Here is a 21,220-nt window from a genome sequence, read left to right as displayed (position 1 = left end):
CGCCGCTAACCTTGTCCCGAAGGACAAGATCCGCTCGACTTGCATGTATTAGGCACGCCGCCAGCGTTCGTCCTGAGCCAGGATCAAACTCTCCATAAAAGAAGACTTCGTGTCCGAAGGACGAAGAAGTGCTTCAAGGTGTTTGACTTGCTCATTGTAAAACGTTGTCGAATTTATAGCTTAATCATTTGTTCAGTTTTCAAAGAACTTGGTTGGTCACAAGAGAATACTTTATCATACCGAGCATTTCTTGTCAACAGCTTGTCTTTCTTTTTTGTTTCCGTTCGCTGTTGTTTTTACCGTGCCGCCGAAGCGACAAGAAGTAATATACCACAGCCTTCGAACCATATGCAACCCCTAAATCAAAAAAATGTCGAATTGTTTTTCCACCCCTATATCAAGCCTTGCTGATGGCTCAAACACTTAAGAGAAAAATTGAAAAGGGACCGAAAAGGGCGTCCCCTGTTCGATCCCTTCTATAAGCCTGATTCGGAACCATTACGGCTTCCCCGGGCTATCCTTCCGTCAGCTTCAATCCATGCCAAGCAGCCTGCGTATCTCCTGCTCGTCCTCGATGACAGCTACGCCCAAGGCCCGAGCCTTGTCGAGCTTGCTGCCGGCGCTCTCGCCGGCAAGCACGAAGTCGGTCTTCTTGGAGACGCTGCCGCTTACCTTGGCTCCCAGCGCCTCCAGCCGGCGTCCGGCTTCATCCCGCGTCATCGTATGCAGCGTGCCTGTCAGCACGACCGTCTTGCCGCTGAATGGACTGTCCACGGCGATCGGTTCGACCTTGTCCGCCTCCGCCTTGACGCCCTTCTCCCGCATGCGGCGAATGCTCTCCATAATGAGCGGCTCCTTGAAGAAGCCGACGATGCTCTCCGCCACGATGCCGCCCACATCCGGGAGAGCGGTGAGCTCCTCTGCCGATGCTTCCATGATGGCGTCCAGGCTGCCGTAATGATCGGCCAGCATGCGCGTAGTCGCTTTGCCCGTGTTCGGAATGCCGAGAGCATTGAGGAAGGAAGCCAGGTCGCGGTCTTTGGACTTCTCGATCGCATCCAGCAGATTGCGCGCCTTTTTGTCCCCGAACCGCTCCAGCTTGATCAGATCGTCATAACCCAGATCGTACAGATCTGCCGGATCATGAACCTCGCATGAATCAAGCAGCTGCTCAGCCGTCATGACGCTGAACGTCTCGATGTCCATGGCGTCTCTCGAGGAGAAATGCGTGATCCGGGCGATGATCTGCGGCTTGCAGCCGAGACGGTTCTCGCAGAACAGATGGGCGCCGCGCTGCACAAGCGGCGTGCCGCAGGCCGGGCATGTCTCGGGATAGACAATTTCCTCCCCTTGCTCCTCTTCGTCCGCTCTGCCCAGAATCTCGGGAATGACGTCGTTGGAACGCCGGATGAAGACGCGGGTGCCGAGCGCGTGCTTCAGCCCCTTGCGCTCGATATCCCCGGTATTGTTGAGGGTGCAGTTCTGCACCGTGACGCCGGCCAGCTCCACGGGCTCCACCCGCGCGAGCGGGGTTACCTTGCCCGTACGGCCGACATTCCAGGACACCGACTCCAGCACCGTCGTGCTCTCTTCCGCCTCGAACTTGAACGCCACCGACCAGCGCGGGAATTTGTCCGTATAGCCGAGAGCCGTCCGGGTGCGCATATCCGTCACTTTGACGACCGCTCCGTCAATGAGGAAATCGAGATCGGGACGCATGACGGCGATCCGATGCAGCTCCGCGATGACCTCCTCGATATCGTCGAAGTAAGTGATATACGGGTTGACCTTGAAGCGGTTGTCCCTCAGAAACTGAATCAGCTCGGCATGGTCGCGGAACTCGAGCTCGTCGGAATAACCGATATTATAGAAGAAAGCGCTCAGCCGGCGTTCGGCCGTAACCTTCGGATTGAGATTGCGCAGAGCGCCTGCGGCGCCGTTGCGCGCGTTCTTGAGCGGCTCGGCTGCGGTCTTGTTGTAGTTCTCCAGCACGGAAAGGAACATCAGCCCTTCGCCCTGGACTTCGATGAGGCCGTCCTTGTACGGAATCGTCAGAGGGACCGAACGGATCGTCTTCACCTGGGCCATGATGCTCTCGCCGACCGTGCCGTTGCCCCGCGTCGCCGCCTGGACGAGCTCTCCGCCGTCATAGGTCAGGTTGAGAGTCAGCCCGTCGAACTTGAACTCGACGACATAAGAAGGATCCGGCAGCGGCTCCTCGTCGGGATTTTTGGCATTGTAATCGGCGATGCCGCGGGCGAGGCGCTGCTGCCAGGCGCGCACGGCGTCCTCATCCTTGGCCTTGTCCAAGCTCCATAGCCGGGAACGATGCCGATGGGGCTCGAACCCCTTGAGCGTCTCCCCTCCGACGCGGAGGGAAGGCGACTCCGGCAGCACGACGCCGCTCTCGCTCTCCAGACGGACCAGCTCATCGTATAAGAGATCGTATTCCTTGTCGCTGATCGTCGGGTTGTCGAGCGTGTAGTAGTTGTAGTTATGCACGGCGAGCTCTCCGGCGAGCTCCCGCATCCGCTCCACGGCTTGCGGATCTGCTCCAGCCGCAAGCTCTTGCTGTTGCTCCATGCGGTTATCCAAGCGGAATCCCCTTCCTTTTCGTCCGAATAATAGCTGTCGTTTCTATTGTACGCGTTTCATTATGTATGCAACCCTGCCCGGAGGCCGGCGAGCCGGCTTCCGGGCAGGAAGGAATGCTTGAATCGTTATGAGACAGGAAAACATACTCATTCATTATATAGAAACAAAAAGGTTCATGAGCGCAAGGCTCCAACTACCGGGTACGATGATGGACCACGCCATCCGGAAGGACACATACCGACGGCGGGCACGATGTTGGGCCCCGCCGTCCGGAAGGAGATGTCGTCGGCAAGCACAAGAAGCTGCCGCATTCCTTCCGAGCGGCTGTCAGCCCGACACCTTCTCGATCGGGGCGAAGCTGGCGAGCAGCTTCTTGAGCCCGACCGGAGCCGGGAACGCGATCTGGATCTCCGTGTCGTTGCCGGTGCCCTTCACCGACACGATCACACCGGTGCCCCATTTCTTGTGGGCCACCTTGTCTCCGGCGGCGAAGCTGCGCGCCGCATCGCCCGCGGCCGCGGGAGCGCCTGGCGTGCTGACGCGCACGCCGCTGCCGCCCGCGGCGGCCGCTCCGGCCCCGGCATAGCCGGCCGGACGGCCATAGCGCGAAGCGCCGGGGGCGGAGCCCGGCGCCGGAGCGCCTGCGGCGCCGCTGGCGCCGCGGTAGCCGAAGCCTCCGGCGCCCGAGGCGGCGGAGCCGCCGTAACGGCCGCCGCCGATCGTGCGGCCGCCCGGCGAAGCCAGCTCCTTCACGCCATCCGGGATTTCCTTGAGGAAGCGTGAAGGTGGATTGCTGCTCGTGCGCCCGAACAGGGTGCGCATCCGGGCGCAGGTCATGTACAGCTGCTGCTCGGCGCGTGTGATGCCGACATAGGCGAGGCGCCGTTCCTCCTCGAGCTCCTCGTTGTCGGTGAAGGCCCTGCTGTGCGGGAAGACGCCTTCCTCGCAGCCGATGATGAACACGACCGGGAACTCAAGGCCTTTGGCGCTGTGCATCGTCATCAGGATGACCGCGTCGTCCGGGGTCTCGTCCTTGTCCATGGAGTCGATGTCGGCGATGAGCGCGAGGTCGGTCAGGAACGAGACGAGCGACTTGTCGTCGTTGCGCTTCTCGAATTCCATCGTCACGGACAGGAACTCCTCGATGTTCTCGACGCGGGCTTTGGACTCCAGCGTGTTCTCGCGATGCAGCTCCAGCCGGTATTCCGACAGCTCCAGCACCTTCTCGGTCAGCTCGGTCACGGACAGGTAGTCGCGCATGCCGGTCAGATTGTCGATCATCGTGCGGAAGTCCTGCAGCAGCGTGCGCGTGCGCCCGTTGACCTCGACGCCGGACAAGTCGCCGAGCACCTGGAAGATCGAGGAGCCGCGGCGCGCCGCCTCTTCGGCCAGCTTGGCGATCGTCGTGTCGCCGATGCCCCGCTTGGGAACGTTGATGATGCGGGTCAGGCTGATGTCGTCGTCCGGATTGGACACAAGGCGCAGATACCCGAGCACGTCCTTGATCTCCTTGCGGTCGTAGAACTTGATGCCCCCGACGATCTGGTACGGAATATCCGACTTGATCAGAATTTCCTCGATGACCCGGGACTGGGCGTTCGTCCGGTACAGGATGGCATGGTCTGCATAATTGCGGCCGCCATTGCGCCCCGTACGGATCTCGCCTGTAATATAGTAGCCTTCATCATGCTCCGAGTCGGCCTGGTACATCGTGATGGCTTCGCCGGCGCCCCGCTCGGTCCACAAGCGCTTGTCCTTGCGGCCGGTGTTCTGGCCGATGACCGCATTGGCCGCGTTCAGGATATTGGAGCTCGAACGGTAGTTCTGCTCCAGCAGGATCGTCCGCGCCTCCGGATAGTCCTCCTCGAAGTTCAGGATGTTCGTGATGTCCGCTCCCCGCCACCGGTAGATCGACTGGTCGCTGTCGCCGACGACGCAGATGTTGTGGTGCTTGTCCGCCAGCATGCGGCAGAGCATGTACTGGGCGCGGTTCGTATCCTGATACTCGTCCACATGGATGTAGCGGAACTTGTTCTGGTAGAAATCCAGCACCTCCGGCACATCCTTGAACAGCTGGATCGTCGACATGATGAGATCGTCGAAGTCGAGCGAGTTGTTGCTGCGCAGCCGCTTCTGGTACATCTTGTACACATCCGAGGCGACCTTCTGGAAATAGTCGCTGCCGGCCTTCGTCTCGAAGCGGACCGGATCGATCAGCTCGTTCTTCGCGCTGCTGATGACGGCCTGCACCGCCTTCGGCTCGAACTTCTTGGTGTCGATGTTGAGATCCTTCATGCAGCCGCGGATGACCGACAGCTGGTCGCCGGAGTCCAGGATCGAGAAGTTCGACGTGAAGCCGATCCGATCGATGTCCTTGCGCAGGATGCGCACGCACATGGAGTGGAAGGTCGAAACCCATATATCGCTGCCGCCGGCTCCGACGAGCTTGGACACGCGGTCCCTCATCTCGCGGGCGGCCTTGTTCGTAAAGGTGATGGCCAGAATGCTCCAAGGAGCCACGCGCCGCTTCTCGATCAGCCAAGCGATCCGGTGCGTCAGCACCCTCGTCTTGCCCGAGCCGGCGCCGGCCATGATCAGCAGCGGCCCGTCGGTCGCCTGAACGGCCTCGCGCTGGGGAGGATTCAGCTTCCCGACCGCGGCTTCGATTCCGATGTCGTTCATCATATATGCATTCGTTCTCCTTTGCTCGGCGCCAGCCTCCGAACGGATACCGCGCCTTCGCGGATCCGCCTGCTGTTCGCCTTTGTTCGCCTATCTCCAGTCTAGGGCAACCGGGCCGGAAGTGTCAATGAAGGAACCGGTCCGTACAGAAGGTAATTTTCCTCATCTCCGCCTGCTTCCCGGCGTTCATGCCATGCGCCTATCGATAGGAGAAGATTCCCCTATGGCGCCAGGCGAGTCTCCTTGACCGCCCGCACCGTAGCGAGCCCGTTCTCGAAATGATCGTACAGCACATTGCCGACTACGACAGTCGGAGCCGTCTGCGCCGCAAGAGCCGCTCGTTCCGGACCGTCGATGCCGCCGCCATAAAAAAGCCTGGCTTGCCGCAGCGACCGCTTCACCCTGCGCACCAGCTCCATGTCGCCGAAACGGCCGCTGTATTCCAAATAGACGATCGGCAGCCGCATCAGCCGGTCGGCGAGCTGGGCGTAGGCGACGGCTCCGTCCTCGTCCAGATCCGTCGTCGCCCCCGTCACACGGGCCGCCTCGGCAGCCTCGTTCAGAATGATATACCCTTCTCCAAGCGTCCTCTCCCAAGGAATGAGAGGCCCCCATTCCTCCAGTGCCCTGGCCTGGCGTCCGGTAATCCAATCCCCGTCAGGCGTATTCAGCGCGATCGGAATCAAGTAGAAGTCGAAGCCGGGAACCGCGAGCTCGAGGCTGGACACTTCAAGAACAGCGGGAATTCCCGAGCCCGCAAGGGTATGAAGGAGAGACTCCGTGTTCTCGTAGGTGAGGCCGCTGGAGCCGCCGACCAGTATCGCATCCGTGCCGGAGGACAGGACCAGGTCCATTTCCTTAAGGCCCAGCTTCTTGTCGGGATCCAGCTTGAATACATGCCTCCATTGGTCAAATGCTTCCGCCATGTTTTCCGTCTCCCATTCGTCTTGTCGCTTCCAAGCCTGTCGTTCTAGTCTAGTGAAGGGCCGGCTTCGTTGTCAATTCGGGCGGATGCCGGCGCAGCGCGGCCTTCCGGCTCTGTTGAATCCGCTCGAAAAGCCTGCCGATGCCTGCTGCCGCAAGCGGGCTTGGAGCGCATTTTCAAAAGAAAATGCCCCTTTCCCCCTTTGCATTCCGCCTTTGCATTCCGCCTTTGCATTCCGCGTTCCACTTGTTCCTTGAACGTTTTGAAAAAAACTCCCTCCAGAACAGCATCGCGACGGCAGGGGAACGGCCTCCTTTGTTTCAAGGCGGGAAGCATGTTGGTAATGAACCGTACCAATAAGACGAGGCAATTCCACTTCCGAAGGAGGAAACGATCATGAGCAAGGCAGACGTTAACCATATGGAAACGGAAACCGGAGCGATCAAGGACGAGCAGCGCGCGAGACAGGAGCTGGAGCAGAGGGAGACGCATCCGTCCGGCAGGCATCATGACGGCCACGAGCCGCAGGGCATCGTGGAAGCCGACAGCACGGTCCACCCTCCTGCGGTGAAAGGAGCGGACGGGCCGGTCCAGCAGGACGAGCCGCAGGATGAGGAGGAAGGCGACCGACGACGCTTGCCGAGCGACTTGGACCGATCGTCCGCCAACGAGCCTCGCGTGCCTTACTTCATTTCGATAACTTCGAAGACGATCGAGCATGAGCGCACCGGCACGGACCAGCTTGAGATCAACGCGACGCAGGAGGAGCTGGAGAAGCTCAAGATCCTGCTGGACGAAATGGAGTCGACCGACGACGTCAGCTCCCTGGTAGCGGCCATTCCGTACAAGTCCAACGACCGGAGCCCGACCCAGAAGCGCTATCAAAGCCATGTGAATGATTTGTACATGACGATCCACGAGCTTGGGACGGCTGAGACGCGGGCGTTCATTGAAGACACGAACCTGTTCCGCGAGCTGAACAATACGGACTTCGATCTGCCCGGCTACGATAAGGAGCCGAAAATCTGACTAGGTCCGGAATCAAAAAAAGGCTGCATGCCGTCCCTTCAAGGGCGAGCATGCAGCCTTTTGCTTTCATTTCTCGATTATTTAAACACCGAGTAAAGCTCTTCGAGTGCCGCGTCCGCATCCACTTCGAGAGCGAACGATACCGGATGCCCCACGCTCGGGAAGACGCGGCGGTCTGTGACGACCATGCCGTCGGTCAGCCGGTCGCCGCAGGCGATGGACGCATGGAGCGTCGAGCAGGTGACCATTTCGGGAAATACGGCCGCGATGACGGCCAGCGGATCATGAAGCGGGCAGGCATTGTCCAGCTTGTTCACCTGCTGGTAGAAGTCGAAGTAGATCGCGAACGAATCCTTCAGGAAATCGACCAGCGGGGCATTTTCGGGAAGGCAGGTTTTGCCCAGCTCGTCCAAGGCATCGCGTGTAAGCAGCGTCTGCAGCGTCACGTCGAGCCCGATGACCGTCAGCGGCAGCCCGGCTTGCATGAGCACCGCTGCTGATTCCGGGTCTCCCCAGAAGTTCGCTTCGGCAACCGGCGTCACGTTGCCCGGCACGAGCACGTTGCCGCCCATGACGACGACGCTGCGGAACTTGGCGGCGATCGACGGATCGCGGCGCAGCGCAAGCGCCAGGTTCGTCATCCGTCCCATTAGGACGAGGGTCACCTCGCCCGGACGCTCGTTCGCGATGCGGACGAGATAATCCGCAGCGGCTTCGCCGAGCGGAAGCTGGTCCGAAGGAGGCAGCACCGCGCCGCCGATTCCGTTCTCTCCGTGCACATGGGAGGTCGAGCCCTGGAACTCGCGCTCCAGCGGCTTCGAGGCGCCCTTGACGACCTGTACGCGGTCGCGCGCGCCTGCAAGCTGGATCAGGCGCAGCGTATTGTCCGTCGCCTGTTCGACGTCGATATTGCCGAATACCGTGCATACAGCCTCCAGCCGGATGGCCGGCGACTTCACGGCGTACAGGATCGCCAACGCATCGTCGATCCCCGTATCGGCGTCAATAATCATGGAAACAGGCTCGCGCCCTTCAAACTTGCTGACATTCATCCGTCATAACCCTCTCTGTATGCAAAATGAATCCCCAACGCCTCTCGGGAACCGGGAGACGTTGGGGCGAAAAGCCTTGATATTTCATGGGACTTCATGCTGGTTGACCCCGTCATGCGACCTCATCGCGCGCTGGGAGCTGCCTGCACAGTTGCCGCGGGCTGTCGAAGCCTTACTTCACCAGCTGGCCGCGAGTGACGCCGAGCTGGTTGGTCGCCTTCAGGCTGCGCCATACCTGGGTGCCGCTGATGCGGCCGTTGATGGCGTCGCGGTACAGGGCGAGCACCTCGGCGACTTTCTCGGCCGGCTCCTCGAGGAACTCGACCCGGTAGGAGCGCACGCCAAGCTCCAGGAAGTTGCGCAGGTATTCCGCGCCAGACTGCTCGATCGCATTATACACCGTGTTGCGGCAGCCCTCGTCCACGCGGACGGGGTGGGACATGCCGATGCGGTCCTGCAGGGAAATATTGTGCTCCTCGCAAGGACGGCCGCAGTTCGTGAAGTCGGTGCCTTCGCTGAGGAACGTGCAGTACACGCAGTGCTCGGTGTGGAACATCGGCAGATGCTGGTGGATGACAACCTCAAGCGCCGAAGTGTCGCGGGTGTTGCCGAGCAGGTCGACCATCTGCTGGATATTGAGGTCGTAGGATGGCGTCAGCACGTCGCAGCCCGCTTCGCGGAACAGCTCCACCGCCTTATGGTTGGCGATGTTCAGCGAGAAGTCCCCGATCAGCTTGGGGAAAGGCTCGCCCGGCCGCTCCAAGCGGGCCCGCAAGTAATAATACAGCGCGCCGGTGTTGCGGACAAGAACCGCATCCGGCTTCAGGCGCAGAATATTGGCGTGGTAGCCGTTCTCGTTCGGCATGTGGATGCGCGGCGTCGCCAGCGCGATCGGCTTGCCTGCCGCGCGCGCGGCTTCGATGGCGGCCGGGAACTGCTTGATGAACTCGAAGTCGGCGTAGATCATCTCCACATCCGTGGCGCAGGCAGCCTTCACCTGATCCAGCGTGCGGCATAGAGCAGTCAGGCGCGCAGCGCCGGGAACTGCCGCGACGGCGGCGTCCATGTCGCGCTGCTCCTTGGTGCGGGCGTCCGCAAAGATATCCGCCTCGCGCTTCACGTACACGGGCGGCTTCGGCCGCTCGCCCGCGAGCTGCTCCACCGCTTCGCGCCGCATCCGGTTCAGCTCGCGCACGGGAATGATCAGCTCGCCGTCAAGCTTGACTTCCAGCTCCTCGAGCTGATACAGCGTGCCGCCGAGCCGGCCGAACTGGTCTTCAAGCAGCGCTTGGTCCATCGGACGCTTGAGCGCCTTCTCCAGCGGCATTTCGCTGACCGCCTCGACGGTCGTTCCTTTCTGCACATCGGTCCACCAGGTGCGCAGCGGCTGGCCTTCCGTTCCCTCGACCCGAAGCGCCAGCGGGAATACCCGGTAAGGCTTCTCCGTTTCATACGTCGCGCGCAGACGGCGGTCCAGAGCCGGATCGTTCGTTTTCCAAACGCGGTCTCCGACCTTCACGCGCTGCAGATTGACATCGTTGCGCCCCGGCACGATATCGAGCACGGTGCCTTCCATCGCCTCTCCCTCGATCTTCACGCCTTGGCGGCGGATGTCATAGACGCGTCCGCCCTCTTCCTTCTGCGTCGGATCTCCGGCGTCGAACACGATGCCGTCGCCCCGCTTGAGCGGCGCTTCCAGCCGGCAGACGACGCCGTCGCGCAGGATGCGTTCGACGCGGCCGAGATAGACGCCCCGGCTTTTCGGGAATGTGCCCTCGACCAGCTGCTTGTTGTTCGTTCCCTTGAGGAAGCCGTGCGTGAAGCCGCGCGAGAAGCTCTGCTGCAGCTCGCGCACTTCTTCCTTGGACGGGCCGGAGCGATCGCCGTCAAAGTAAGCGTCGATGGCGCTGCGGTATTTGGACACGACGTTGGCCACGTACTCGGGGCTCTTCAGGCGCCCCTCGATTTTAAAGGAAGTGACGCCCGCTTCGATCAGCTCCGGCACGATGTCGATCGCGGCCAGATCCTTGGGAGACAGCAGATAAGCGATATCGCCCATCGGCTTCTGCTCGCCGTCGACCATCAGATCGTAGGGAAGGCGGCAGGCTTGCGCGCATTCGCCGCGGTTGGCGGAGCGGCCTCCCCACATTTCCGAGGTAAGGCATTGTCCGGAATAGCTGACGCACAGCGCGCCATGGACGAATACCTCCATCGGCAGCTTGGCCTTCTCGCCGATCGTCTTGATCTGCTTGAGGTTGTTCTCCCGTCCGAGCACGACGCGCTCGATGTCGAACGGCTTGGTGAACTCCACCGCCTCCGGGGAGGTGATCGTCATCTGGGTAGAGCCGTGGATCGGGAAATCCGGCGAGATTTCGCGGATCATTTTCACCAGTCCCAGATCCTGCACGATGACCGCATCCACGCCTGCGTCCACGCAGGCTTCGATCAGCGCTTTCGCGTCGCGCAGCTCATCCTCGAATACGAGAATGTTGAACGTCAAAAATCCCTTTACCCCGTAGCTGTGCAGAAAAGCCATGATCTCCGCCAGCTCGTCCATCCTGAAGTTGTTGGCGCGGGCCCGCGCGTTGAACTTCTCGACGCCGAAGAAAACGGCGTCCGCTCCGTTCGCGACCGCCGCCCTCATGCACTCCCAATCGCCGGCCGGGGCCAGCAGCTCGATGTCTTGCCTTTGTATGGTTAAGGTCATTGCCTCGATATGCCTCCGTATCTATCTTCTCAACTAAAGTGTGGCCGTCTGACACGGCCGCCATACTGCTAGTGTAGCAGAGTAAGGCCGGTTGCACCAAGCATTCCGGGGAAAAAGCCCGCTGGCAACTTCAGGCCGCAGCCCCAGCGGCGGCGGAATTCCTCCAACGTCCGGGCAGAGCCCGGCGGACGAAAAGGAGAAGGCGTTCCGTCTCCTCGCGGAGGCGGAACGCCTTGATGTTTCATGCTTGGCCGCGAAGCTTGACCTTCGCCTCGCGGGGGAAGCCGGTTGCTTTTCAGATCCGGATTTCACTCTGTCCGTTCATATACGGTCTCAAGGCATCAGGAATCCGAATGCTGCCGTCTTCCCGCTGATGGATCTCCAGCAGCGGAATAAGGATTCGCGGCGAAGCTGCCGCCGTATTGTTGAGCGTGAAGCAATGCCTCAGCATGCCCTCCTCGTCCCGGTAGCGGATGCCGGCACGACGAGCTTGAAAATCAAGCAGGTTCGACGACGAATGCGTCTCCCCGTACGCGTCCCGGCTCGGCATCCAGGCTTCCAGATCGTACTGCTTATGCGTCTTCTGCGACATATCGCCGGCGCAGACCGCCATGACCCGGTACGGCAGCTCCAGCAGCTCCAGCACCTTGCGCGCGTGGCCCGTAATTTCCCGATGGAGCCGCTCCGCCTCCTCCCGGTCGGCCCGGCAGATGACGACCTGCTCTACCTTGGCGAACTGATGCACCCGATAGAGGCCATGCGTGTCGCGGCCGGCCGAACCGGCTTCGCTGCGGTAGCAGGCCGACACCGCCGCCAGCCTCAGCGGCTCCGAGACGTCGATGATCTCGCCGCTGTAGTAGTTCACGAGCGGCACCTCCGCCGTGCCGGCCAGCCGCTCATCCCGCCCTTCCAAGCGATAGGTCTGATCCTCGCCCGACGGGAAAAATCCCGTGCTCGTGAAAGCTTCCGTGCGCACCATAACGGGGACTTCGAACAGCGTGAAGCCTTCCCGCAGCAGAACGTCCAGCGCAAGCTGCTGGACCGCCCGATGCAGCAGCGCGCCGGCTCCCTTCAAATAATAGCTGCGCGTGCCGCCCGTCTTGACGCCCCTGGCGAAGTCGACAAGCCCGTGCAGCTCCCCGAGCTCGACATGGCTCAGCGGCATGAAGCCGAACTGTGGCGGCTGGCCCCATGCATCCACCTGAACGTTGTCGAGATCCGACGTTCCCGCAGGCGTGTCTTCCGATACGGGATTCGGCGCCTCCAGCATCAGCCTGCGATAGTGGCTCTCGGCACCGGCGAGGGCCGGCTCGACTTCAAGCAGCCTTTCATTCGCCTCGCGCGCCTGCTGCTTCGACTTCTCGGCTTCCGCGGGCTGCTTCGCCCGCATATGAGCGGCAACCTGCGCCGATGCCAGGTTCCGCGCCTGCCGCAGCTCGTCGGCTTGCCCCTGCAGCTTCCGCCGCAGCGCATCCGCAGCGAGCAGCTCCTCCACGTTGAACGCCAAGCCTTTCGCCGCCGCCGCTTTCCTCACTTCCTCCGGATTTTCCCGAATCCATCCCATCTCCAACATGCCGCACCGCTCCTTATTTTGTTGTAAAAACACAAAAAGCGCCCTGTCCTGTTGGGACGAGGAGCGCTTGACTCGCGGTGCCACCCAATTTGGCCGGCGGAAAAAACCGACCCTCTTTGGTTCCGCGGTAACGGGCGGTCCGGCAAACTTAGGGGAAAAGGATTCCCTTGGCGAAAACGCCTCCGAGTTGGATTCTCATCAACGGCATGGTGACAGTATGCATTTGAATCAGTATAACGGAAACGCCGCCCTTCCACAACCGGGTTCCATTCATCCTTAACGGCATGAAATCAACAGGCTTATAGTTAATGCCATATGTAATTAAACCATTAAAGTTGCTATACTGACTTTGTTTCGATAAATGGACAGCCTTAGCCCCTTAAAAAGTAAATACAACGAAGAATCGGAGCCGAATCGATGACGGAAAATTTCATTTACATCCTGTTGGGCGTGTTCGATGCCCTGGCCATCTGGGTTTGCGCACTTGCCCCTTTCAAGCTTCCCATTTACGCCTTTAGATGGCCGCTGCTCGCCAGCAGCGTCTTCATCGCCCTGCTCTCTTACGTCAACCGCATGGTTTTGCCGTTGTCCGCGCTGGACACGCCTATCCAATTTGTGATTCTCCTGCTTTTATGCCGCTATATGCTGAAAATCCGTTTCTTCTGGTCGACTCTCGCGCTCGTGACGGGATACATGCTGTATATGCCGCTTCAATTCGGCCTCTACTTCCTGCTGACCGCTTCGGGACTCCTGCCTGAAGAAGTGATGGCCCAGACTACCGGCTACGTCTTCCTGCTGCAAATCGCATCCATCGTGACGGCCTATCTGATCGCGCTCATCCTGAAAGCAACCGGGAAAGGCTTCTCCTTCATCCAGCAGCCTCCCCATGATTTCTCCGTGAAGGAGAACTATTTCACCTCCGCGAACGAGAAGCTGCTGATCAGCATTGCCGTCGGCCTGGTCTGCATCTCCTTTTCCATGATGCTGATCAACCATTCCTACCAGCTCGTCATTTTCCCGGGGGTTCTCCTCGCTTCTTTTACCGTCTACTCCATCGCCTGGAGTCGGAATCGTTTGGTTTCGGATGCGCAAGAAACAGATTTCCACATGAGCAAGGGGAGTATAGACTGAAGCAATCCTCGTCATCCGCTTGCCGCTTTTCTGGTCCATGAGCGCAGCCGAGGCGGAAGCGCTTCAACGGATTGTCCAGTTATTATGCGTTTTTGTCATCATCTCTCTTTGCAGGCTGTATGCAGGTTGGGGGCATGCTATAATGAGAGCGTTTATGGATCATTCTAATCCACGGGAGGTTATTCACCATGAAGCTTGGTGTATTCTCTGTTCTGTTTGCCCAAAAATCGTTCGAGGAATCGCTAGACTACATCGCGTCCAAAGGCCTCGACGCTCTTGAAATCGGGACCGGCAACTATCCGGGCAGCCCGCATCTTGACCTGGACGAGCTGCTCGCCGACGACGGCAAGCGCCGCGCGTTCAAGCAGGCGGTCGAATCCCGCGGCCTCATCATCAGCGCCCTGAGCTGCCACGGCAATCCGCTCCACCCGCAGAAAGCAATCTCTGCCGAGCATGACGGAATCATCCGCAAGACGATCGAGCTGGCCAACCGTCTGGAGGTTCCGGTCGTCAACACGTTCTCCGGCCTGCCTGGAGACCATGAGGACGCCAAGTATCCGAACTGGCCGGTAGCGCCATGGCCGAACGACTTCCAGGAAGTGCTGAAGTGGCAGTGGGAACAGAAAGTCATTCCTTACTGGACCGACATCAACAACATCTCCGAAGCGGCGGGCGTCAAGATCGGCCTCGAGCTTCACGGCGGCTTCTCCGTCCATACGCCGGCCACGATGCTCCGCCTGCGCGAAGCGACGGGCAAAGCGATCGGCGCCAACCTCGATCCGAGCCATATGTGGTGGCAGGGCATCGATCCGGTCCAGGCGATCCATATCCTCGGCCGCGAAGGCGCGATCCATCACTTCCACGCCAAGGATACGACGATCGATCCGATCAACGTCAACAAGCACGGCGTAACGGACATGCAGTCCTACACGCTCATGCTCGACCGCGCTTGGCAGTTCCGTTCCGTCGGCTTCGGCCACGACCTCAAGGTATGGGCCGACATCATCAGCGCCCTGCGCCTTGTCGGCTACGATTATGTCGTCAGCATCGAGCATGAGGACGGCCTCATGAGCGTCGAGGAAGGCTTCAGCAAAGCGGTCGCCAACCTGCAGCAGGTGCTCATCCGCGAGCCGCTCGGCGAGATGTGGTGGGTGTGACCAGCGCGTAGCAGTAGATAAAAAGGCTTCCCGGCAGCAGACGCTGCACCGGGAAGCCTTTTTGTTTTGAAGCGCGGTATGTAGGGCAGTTGTTACGCCAGCCATACTTTGAAGATCATGATATAGTCGATGACGAGGAACACGAGCAGGCATGCGGCGCCCCAGCCGATGGCGAAGATGTTCTTCTTGCGCTGGCCGACAAGGCGTACAAGCCCGATAGCGATGACGATCGTGAACAAAAGCATGAAGATGTCGAACGTATTGAAGTTGCTCGTCGCGGCCTTGGCCGCTTCTGCTGCAAGATACATGGGGTGCTACCTCCCGGGTTAGATTGCTGTGAGACCGCTTCCGACGGCATCAATGCCGAAATGCCTGGACCGGATTCGGGCGGCTTATGGACGTATATAAGCTATGGTATCTTTTAGGCGTCCCGGATGCAAGATGTTTTCGCTCCGTAACACGTTTGCCACAATTTTGTCACCTTCTAATTTGCCGCGCCTCCGGTTCGGTTATTCTTTCCCATTATAAAAATTCCGGATAGCCTGCATCAACATTCCTTATAGGCCGCGGCTTACCGGTTATTGCCCCTGCGATCCCGCTATGGTACGATCGGATTAGCGTAATCTTACCTTTTTTATCGGATTTCAAAATAACCGGAACCAACTACAGGAGGTTCATTTCCATGGCTTACGAAATGCCCTGGACGGCCGACACGTCCAAGCTGAATAAAATGGAACTTTGGAAGATCGAGAAAGACGGACTGGATGTCATCCGCACGATTATCGAGAAGTATGCCCTGGAAGGGTATGACTCTATTCCCGAGGACGACATGAACCGCTTCAAGTGGGCCGGCGTCTACGAGCAGAAGCCGCGGGACGGCTACTTCATGATGCGGATCCGCATCAACTCCGGCGTCATGACGACCGCTCAGGCAAGAGCCCTCGCATCGATCGGCCGCGACTACGGCCGGGACCTGATCGACGTCACGACCCGCCAGGCGATCCAGTACCACTGGCTCCGCATCGAGAACATGCCGGATATCTTCAAGCGGCTCGAGGAAGTCGGCCTGTACAGCTACGAATCCTGCGGCGACTGCCCGCGCACGATCGTCGGCAACCCTCTTCAGGGCATCGACAAGGATGAGCTGATGGATACGACTGCGCTCGTCGAGGAAATCAACAACTTCTTCCTCTTGAACCGCGACTTCTCCAACCTGCCGCGCAAATACAAAATGTCCGTCTCCGCGAATATCTATAACAACGCGCATGCGGAGATCAACGACCTGGCCTTCACTCCGGCCGTCAAAGTGATCGACGGCGAGGAAGTCGTCGGCTTCCACGCCTGGGTCGGCGGCGGCCTCTCGGCCAAACCTTATCTGGCCAAGGAGCTCGATATGTTTGTCCGTCCGGAAGAAGCCCTCAAGGTTGCGGTCGGCGTCACCACGCTGTTCCGGGACCACGGCTACCGCGAGAAGCGCCATCATGCCCGCCTGAAGTTCCTCGTCGCCGATTGGGGACCGGAGAAATTCCAGGAGGAGCTCCTCAAGCTGATCGGCGACATGCCTTCGCGCGGCGAGAGCAAGACTGCCGGCTGGCAGGCGGCTTACTTCGACGGCGTGCACAAGCAGAAGGACGGCCGCAACTACATCGGCCTCAACGTGCCGGTAGGACGCACCAATTCCGATGAGCTCGAGCAGCTGTGCGACATCGCCGATAAGTACGGCGAAGGCAAGCTCCGCACGACGATGTCCCAGAACATCATCATTACGGGCGTCGCCGACGAGAACGTGGAAGCGGCTCTGGCCGCGCCAGTGCTGGAGCGGCTCACGCCGAATCCGAAGCCGTTCATGAGCCGCACCGTCAGCTGCACCGGCAACGAGTTCTGCAATCTCGCCATCGTCGAGACCAAGGAATTCGCCCGCGTCGTCGCCGAATACCTCGACGAGAATGTTGAGCTGGACGAGAAGATCCGCATCCACTTCATCGGCTGCCCGAACGGCTGCGGCCAGAAGCATATTGCGGACATCGGCCTCCAGGGCTCCCTGGTGAAAACTCCGGACGGCATGGTCGACGCCTTCGACATCGCCGTCGGCGGCATCCTCGGCCCCGGCGCGACCTTCAACAAGCCGCTCAAGGGCCGCGTGAAGGCAGGCGACGTTCCGTCCGTCCTGGCTCAACTAATCGGCTTCTACAAGGAAGACCGCCAAGCCGGCGAGTCCTTCCACCAGTTTGTCAACCGTGTCGGAGTTCCTGCCTTCCAGGAGAAGCTGACCGGCATTCTGACCGCCTCGGCGAGCTAGGCATGGTTGAAATTCAAAACCGCCCCCTTGGGGGCGGTTTTTTTTGCATGGTTTATTGCGTATAAGCGGATGGGCAGGGTTACTGGCAGGGGTATCTTCACAGACATGAGTTGGTTCCAGACATGAGTTGGTTCCAGACATGAGTTGGTTACAAACATGGTTACAGATATGAGTTGGTTACTGGTCATCGATCGAACAACTGGAATCGGTTGATTCATCCGAACGAGTCAACTCTTTCGTCGGCAAGATATCCAAGCGGGTCCATCAATCAAGCCTTTTAATCTGCTCGAGGCGGGCACTATCACAGTCAGTTAATCTGCTCGAGGCGGGCACTATCCAAGTCGGTTAATCTGCTCGAGGAGGGCACTATCCCAATCGGTTAATCCACCTTGTCTATGGGCCTATTCCTCCCATTTCCTAAGGTTTCGCAATTCAAATCGGACATACGATCCGTTATTTGTAGATTTTTAGGCCATTTCCAGATTTATCGGACATACGTTCCGCTATTCTCGAATTCATATCCTTATATCAATACGTTTTAAAGAAATAACGGATCCTATGTCCGATACGATGAGCAAAACGCTGATTTACACCTAATAGCGGATCCTATGTCCGATACGATGAGCAAAACGCTGATTTACACCTAATAGTTGATCCTATGTCCGATACGATGAGCAAAACGCTGATTTACACCTAATAGTTGATCCTATGTCCGATACGATGAGCAAAACGCTGATTTACGCCTAATAGCGGATCCGATGTCCGATACGGCCTTCTTGGTTCCTCCCTCATAGGGCGCGCTGGTTTGATGGGTCACATGTCGGCAGCTCTTCCATAGGGCGCGATTTCTTTGTTTTGATCCCAAAGAGCAGAAAAAACAGCCCTCGAACGGATGCACCGTACGAAGGCTGTTGCCTGCAGACTGCTGGACGAATTCAATGGACACAACGAAACGATAACGTTTGCCGAAAAGTCCAGCTCATGCTCAGTTCCCTCGGGCTCCCTACTTCAAGCCCGTTTCCTTCGGCTTGCGGCCCCTCTTCTTCGGAGCAGCCGCTTCCGTGCCGCGTTTCTTCGGCGCTGCGGCTGTCACATACTCGCCGCGGCTCTCGGCGGCAAGCATCTGCTCGCCGGCCGCTCCGACCTCGGCAGCCGCTCCGGAAGCCTCGGCGCGGGCAATCGCTTCCTCGGTCCGCTTGCGGTCGCGCTCCAGCACCGGGCCGAGATACTTGCCCGTGTAAGAGCCCTCTACCTTGACGACCTGCTCCGGCGTGCCCGTCGCGACGATCATGCCGCCGCCGCTGCCGCCCTCCGGTCCGAGATCGATGAGGTAGTCGGCGGTCTTGATGACGTCGAGGCTATGCTCGATGACGAGCACAGACTCTCCGGAATCGACGAGGCGATGCAGCACCTGCAGCAGACGGTCGACGTCGTCCATATGGAGGCCCGTCGTCGGCTCGTCCAGAATATAGAACGTGCGTCCCGTGCTGCGCCGGTACAGCTCGGAGGCGAGCTTGACGCGCTGCGCTTCGCCGCCGGACAGCGTCGTCGCCGGCTGGCCCATGTTCATGTAGCCCAGGCCGACATCCATCAGCGTCTGCAGCTTGCGGTGGATCTTCGGAATGTTGCGGAAGAATTCCGTCGCATCCTCGATGGTCATATCCAGCACGTCGGCGATGCTGTGCCCCTTGTACTTGACCTCCAAAGTCTCGCGGTTGTACCGCTTGCCCTTGCAGATCTCGCATGGCACGTACACGTCCGGCAGGAAGTGCATCTCGATCTTGATGATGCCGTCGCCGCGGCAGGCTTCGCAGCGGCCTCCCTTGATGTTGAAGCTGAATCGGCCTTTCTTGTAGCCGCGCACCTTGGCCTCGGTCGTGGAGGAGTAGACGTCGCGGATATCGTCGAAGACTCCGGTATAGGTCGCCGGATTGGAGCGCGGCGTGCGGCCGATCGGCGACTGGTCGATGTCGATGACCTTGTCGATCTGCTCCAATCCCCGGATTTCCTTGTACTCGCCGGGACGGACCTTCGCGCGGTTGAGATCCCTGGCCAGCGTCTTGTAGAGGATCTCATTGACGAGCGTCGACTTGCCGGAGCCGGATACGCCGGTGACGGCCGTGAATACGCCGATCGGAACCTTGACGTTGACGCCCCGCAGATTGTTCTCCTTGGCCCCGCGGATCTCCAGCCAGCGGTCGTCGGTCTTGCGGCGCTTCTGCGGCACGGCGATGAACTTGCGCCCGCTGAGGTATTGGCCGGTCAAGGAATTTTCGTCCTTCATGACCTCCTGCGGCGTGCCCTGGGCGATGACATGGCCGCCGTGGATGCCGGCTCCCGGTCCGATGTCGATGATGTAATCGGCGGCCAGCATCGTGTCCTCGTCATGCTCGACGACGATGAGCGTATTGCCGAGGTTGCGCATATGCTCCAGCGTGCCGATCAGCCGGTCGTTGTCCCGCTGATGCAGCCCGATGCTGGGCTCGTCCAAAATGTAGAGAACGCCCATGAGGCTGGAGCCGATCTGCGTAGCCAGACGGATCCGCTGCGCCTCGCCCCCCGACAGCGTACCCGCCGCGCGCGACATCGACAGGTAGTTCAGGCCGACGTTGACGAGGAATCCGAGACGGCTGTTGATTTCCTTGAGAATGAGATTCGCGATCGTCCGGTCCTTCTGGTTCAAGTCGAGGGATTCAAAGAAGCCTTGCGCGTCCCCAATGGACAGGGATGTCGTATAGGCGATGTTCTGTCCTCCGACCGTAACCGCGAGACTCTCCTTCTTGAGACGCTGGCCCTTGCAGCTGCCGCAAGGCTTGGCGCTCATGTATTCCTCGATATACTCGCGCATGGAATCGGAGGCCGTGTCGCGGTAGCGTCGGGCCAGGTTGTTCACGACGCCCTCGAACGGCACATACGCCTCCTTGCGGAAGCCGAAGTCGTTCTCATACTGGAACTTGACCCGTTCGCCGCCGGTGCCGTACATCAGCTTCTTCATCTGCTCTGCGGTCAGCTCGCTAACCGGCACGTCCATCGGAATATGGTAATGCTTGCATACGGCGGCCATGAATTGCGGGTAGTAGTTCGATGTGCTGCCCGCCCATGCCTCGAAAGCGCCTTGCGAAATCGTCTTGCCCGGATCATGGATGAGCAGATCCGGATCGACGATCATCTTGGCGCCCAGGCCGTCGCATTCCGGGCAGGCTCCGAACGGGCTGTTGAAGGAGAACATGCGCGGCGAAAGCTCGTCGATGCTGAAGCCGCAGATCGGACAAGCCAGGTTGGAGCTGAACAGCAGCTCCTCCTGATCGATGATGTCGACGATCACCTGGCCCTCGGACAGCTTGAGCGCCGTCTCCAGCGAGTCGGCGAGACGCGTCCGGATATCCTCCTTGACGACGATCCGGTCGACGACGACCTCGATGCTGTGCTTTTTGTTCTTCTCCAGCTCGATGCTCTCGCTCAGGTCGCGCAGCTCGCCGTCCACGCGGACGCGGACGAAGCCCTGCTTCTGGATGTCCTGCAGCAGCTTGGTGTGCTCTCCCTTGCGGCCGGAGATGATCGGGGCCAGAATCTGCAGCCGGGTGCGCTCCGGATATTCCAGGATGCGGTCGACCATCTGCTCCACGGTCTGGGAAGTAATCTCGATGCCGTGCTCCGGGCAATGGGGCTTGCCGATCCGAGCGAACAGAAGACGGAGATAATCGTAGATCTCCGTGACGGTTCCGACCGTGGAGCGCGGGTTGCGGCTCGTCGTCTTCTGGTCGATGGAAATGGCAGGGGAAAGCCCCTCGATGGAATCGACATCGGGCTTCTCCATCTGGCCGAGGAACTGGCGCGCGTAAGCGGACAGCGACTCCACGTACCGGCGCTGCCCTTCGGCGTAAATCGTGTCGAACGCGAGCGAGGACTTGCCCGAGCCGCTGAGGCCCGTCAGCACGACGAACTTGTCGCGCGGAATCGTCACGTCGATGTTTTTCAGGTTATGGGCTCTGGCGCCCTTGATCTCGATACGGTCGCTTGCCACAGGTTGGTACCTCCTATATCCGATAGGGCGGCCTCGAAAGCCGCTC

The 21,220-nt window shown here is 59.7% G+C and carries 12 protein-coding genes and 1 rRNA gene; 4 read left to right on the top strand and 9 right to left on the bottom strand.

Going from position 1 to position 21,220, the window contains the following annotated elements; genetic code table 11:
• The 4 genes from ACLBWT_RS13820 to ACLBWT_RS13805 all read right to left on the bottom strand — a co-directional run.
• Nucleotides 1-99 (bottom strand): 16S ribosomal RNA (locus ACLBWT_RS13820); the annotation flags it as partial.
• 432 nt (nucleotides 100-531) lie between these two features.
• Complete coding sequence (gene ligA, locus ACLBWT_RS13815) at nucleotides 532-2,529, bottom strand: NAD-dependent DNA ligase LigA (RefSeq protein ID WP_447663708.1); 1,998 nt, start codon at nucleotides 2,527-2,529, stop codon at nucleotides 532-534.
• 393 nt (nucleotides 2,530-2,922) lie between these two features.
• Nucleotides 2,923-5,280, bottom strand: a complete 2,358-nt coding sequence (pcrA, locus tag ACLBWT_RS13810; RefSeq protein WP_447663693.1) for a DNA helicase PcrA — start codon at nucleotides 5,278-5,280, stop codon at nucleotides 2,923-2,925.
• Nucleotides 5,281-5,498: 218 nt separating this feature from the next.
• Nucleotides 5,499-6,203, bottom strand: coding sequence for a heptaprenylglyceryl phosphate synthase (locus ACLBWT_RS13805; RefSeq protein WP_447663691.1), 705 nt, complete (start codon nucleotides 6,201-6,203; stop codon nucleotides 5,499-5,501).
• Between the two features lie 395 nt (nucleotides 6,204-6,598).
• Between ACLBWT_RS13805 and ACLBWT_RS13800 the strand changes: the two genes are divergently transcribed.
• Entirely contained in the window at nucleotides 6,599-7,231 is a 633-nt protein-coding gene (locus tag ACLBWT_RS13800) for a hypothetical protein (protein ID WP_447663690.1), read from the top strand.
• Nucleotides 7,232-7,308: 77 nt separating this feature from the next.
• On the opposite strand, the gene ACLBWT_RS13795 is transcribed toward ACLBWT_RS13800, so the two are convergent.
• The 3 genes from ACLBWT_RS13795 to serS form a co-directional block, all read right to left on the bottom strand.
• Nucleotides 7,309-8,283 (bottom strand): nucleoside hydrolase, encoded by a 975-nt coding sequence (locus ACLBWT_RS13795; protein ID WP_447663688.1) that lies wholly within the window; start codon nucleotides 8,281-8,283, stop codon nucleotides 7,309-7,311.
• Nucleotides 8,284-8,455: 172 nt separating this feature from the next.
• Nucleotides 8,456-10,990 (bottom strand): DUF3656 domain-containing U32 family peptidase, encoded by a 2,535-nt coding sequence (locus ACLBWT_RS13790; RefSeq protein WP_447663687.1) that lies wholly within the window; start codon nucleotides 10,988-10,990, stop codon nucleotides 8,456-8,458.
• 295 nt (nucleotides 10,991-11,285) lie between these two features.
• A complete protein-coding gene (gene serS / locus ACLBWT_RS13785) occupies nucleotides 11,286-12,563 on the bottom strand; it encodes a serine--tRNA ligase (protein WP_447663686.1) in 1,278 nt (425 codons plus the stop codon).
• Between the two features lie 417 nt (nucleotides 12,564-12,980).
• Between serS and ACLBWT_RS13780 the strand changes: the two genes are divergently transcribed.
• Both ACLBWT_RS13780 and ACLBWT_RS13775 read left to right on the top strand, forming a co-directional pair.
• The gene (locus ACLBWT_RS13780) at nucleotides 12,981-13,694 is read left to right on the top strand and encodes a hypothetical protein (RefSeq protein ID WP_447663685.1); all 714 of its coding nucleotides are present in this window, start codon (nucleotides 12,981-12,983) and stop codon (nucleotides 13,692-13,694) included.
• 188 nt (nucleotides 13,695-13,882) lie between these two features.
• Nucleotides 13,883-14,851 carry a sugar phosphate isomerase/epimerase family protein gene (locus ACLBWT_RS13775; protein WP_447663684.1) on the top strand — a complete coding sequence of 323 codons (969 nt, stop codon included), beginning with the start codon at nucleotides 13,883-13,885 and terminating at the stop codon, nucleotides 14,849-14,851.
• 92 nt (nucleotides 14,852-14,943) lie between these two features.
• Here ACLBWT_RS13775 and ACLBWT_RS13770 read toward each other — a convergent pair whose 3' ends face one another.
• Nucleotides 14,944-15,159, bottom strand: a complete 216-nt coding sequence (locus tag ACLBWT_RS13770; protein ID WP_021879740.1) for a hypothetical protein — start codon at nucleotides 15,157-15,159, stop codon at nucleotides 14,944-14,946.
• Between the two features lie 374 nt (nucleotides 15,160-15,533).
• Here ACLBWT_RS13770 and ACLBWT_RS13765 point away from each other — a divergent pair, with 374 nt between their 5' ends.
• The gene (locus ACLBWT_RS13765; protein ID WP_447663683.1) at nucleotides 15,534-17,150 is read left to right on the top strand and encodes a nitrite/sulfite reductase; all 1,617 of its coding nucleotides are present in this window, start codon (nucleotides 15,534-15,536) and stop codon (nucleotides 17,148-17,150) included.
• A gap of 1,003 nt (nucleotides 17,151-18,153) precedes the next feature.
• Here the strand turns inward: ACLBWT_RS13765 and uvrA are convergent.
• Nucleotides 18,154-21,174 carry an excinuclease ABC subunit UvrA gene (gene uvrA / locus ACLBWT_RS13760; protein ID WP_447663682.1) on the bottom strand — a complete coding sequence of 1,007 codons (3,021 nt, stop codon included), beginning with the start codon at nucleotides 21,172-21,174 and terminating at the stop codon, nucleotides 18,154-18,156.
• Between the last annotated feature and the right edge of the window lie 46 nt (nucleotides 21,175-21,220).

Source organism: Paenibacillus sp. D51F (assembly GCF_053345695.1).
The sequence above is the reverse complement of the archived record's forward strand: the minus strand, read 5'-3'. Positions and strand labels throughout refer to the sequence as shown.

What these genes read in the sequence shown, in the direction of transcription:
- ACLBWT_RS13770 (WP_021879740.1), bottom strand. Translation starts at nt 15,159, where the DNA reads ATGTATCTTGCAGCAGAAGCGGCCAAGGCCGCGACGAGCAACTTCAAT.
- ACLBWT_RS13790 (WP_447663687.1), bottom strand. Translation starts at nt 10,990, where the DNA reads ATGACCTTAACCATACAAAGGCAAGACATCGAGCTGCTGGCCCCGGCC.
- ligA (WP_447663708.1), bottom strand. Translation starts at nt 2,529, where the DNA reads ATGCGGGAGCTCGCCGGAGAGCTCGCCGTGCATAACTACAACTACTAC.
- serS (WP_447663686.1), bottom strand. Translation starts at nt 12,563, where the DNA reads ATGTTGGAGATGGGATGGATTCGGGAAAATCCGGAGGAAGTGAGGAAA.
- ACLBWT_RS13795 (WP_447663688.1), bottom strand. Translation starts at nt 8,283, where the DNA reads ATGAATGTCAGCAAGTTTGAAGGGCGCGAGCCTGTTTCCATGATTATT.
- ACLBWT_RS13805 (WP_447663691.1), bottom strand. Translation starts at nt 6,203, where the DNA reads ATGGCGGAAGCATTTGACCAATGGAGGCATGTATTCAAGCTGGATCCC.
- ACLBWT_RS13780 (WP_447663685.1), top strand. Translation starts at nt 12,981, where the DNA reads ATGACGGAAAATTTCATTTACATCCTGTTGGGCGTGTTCGATGCCCTG.
- pcrA (WP_447663693.1), bottom strand. Translation starts at nt 5,280, where the DNA reads ATGATGAACGACATCGGAATCGAAGCCGCGGTCGGGAAGCTGAATCCT.
- ACLBWT_RS13765 (WP_447663683.1), top strand. Translation starts at nt 15,534, where the DNA reads ATGGCTTACGAAATGCCCTGGACGGCCGACACGTCCAAGCTGAATAAA.
- ACLBWT_RS13775 (WP_447663684.1), top strand. Translation starts at nt 13,883, where the DNA reads ATGAAGCTTGGTGTATTCTCTGTTCTGTTTGCCCAAAAATCGTTCGAG.
- ACLBWT_RS13800 (WP_447663690.1), top strand. Translation starts at nt 6,599, where the DNA reads ATGAGCAAGGCAGACGTTAACCATATGGAAACGGAAACCGGAGCGATC.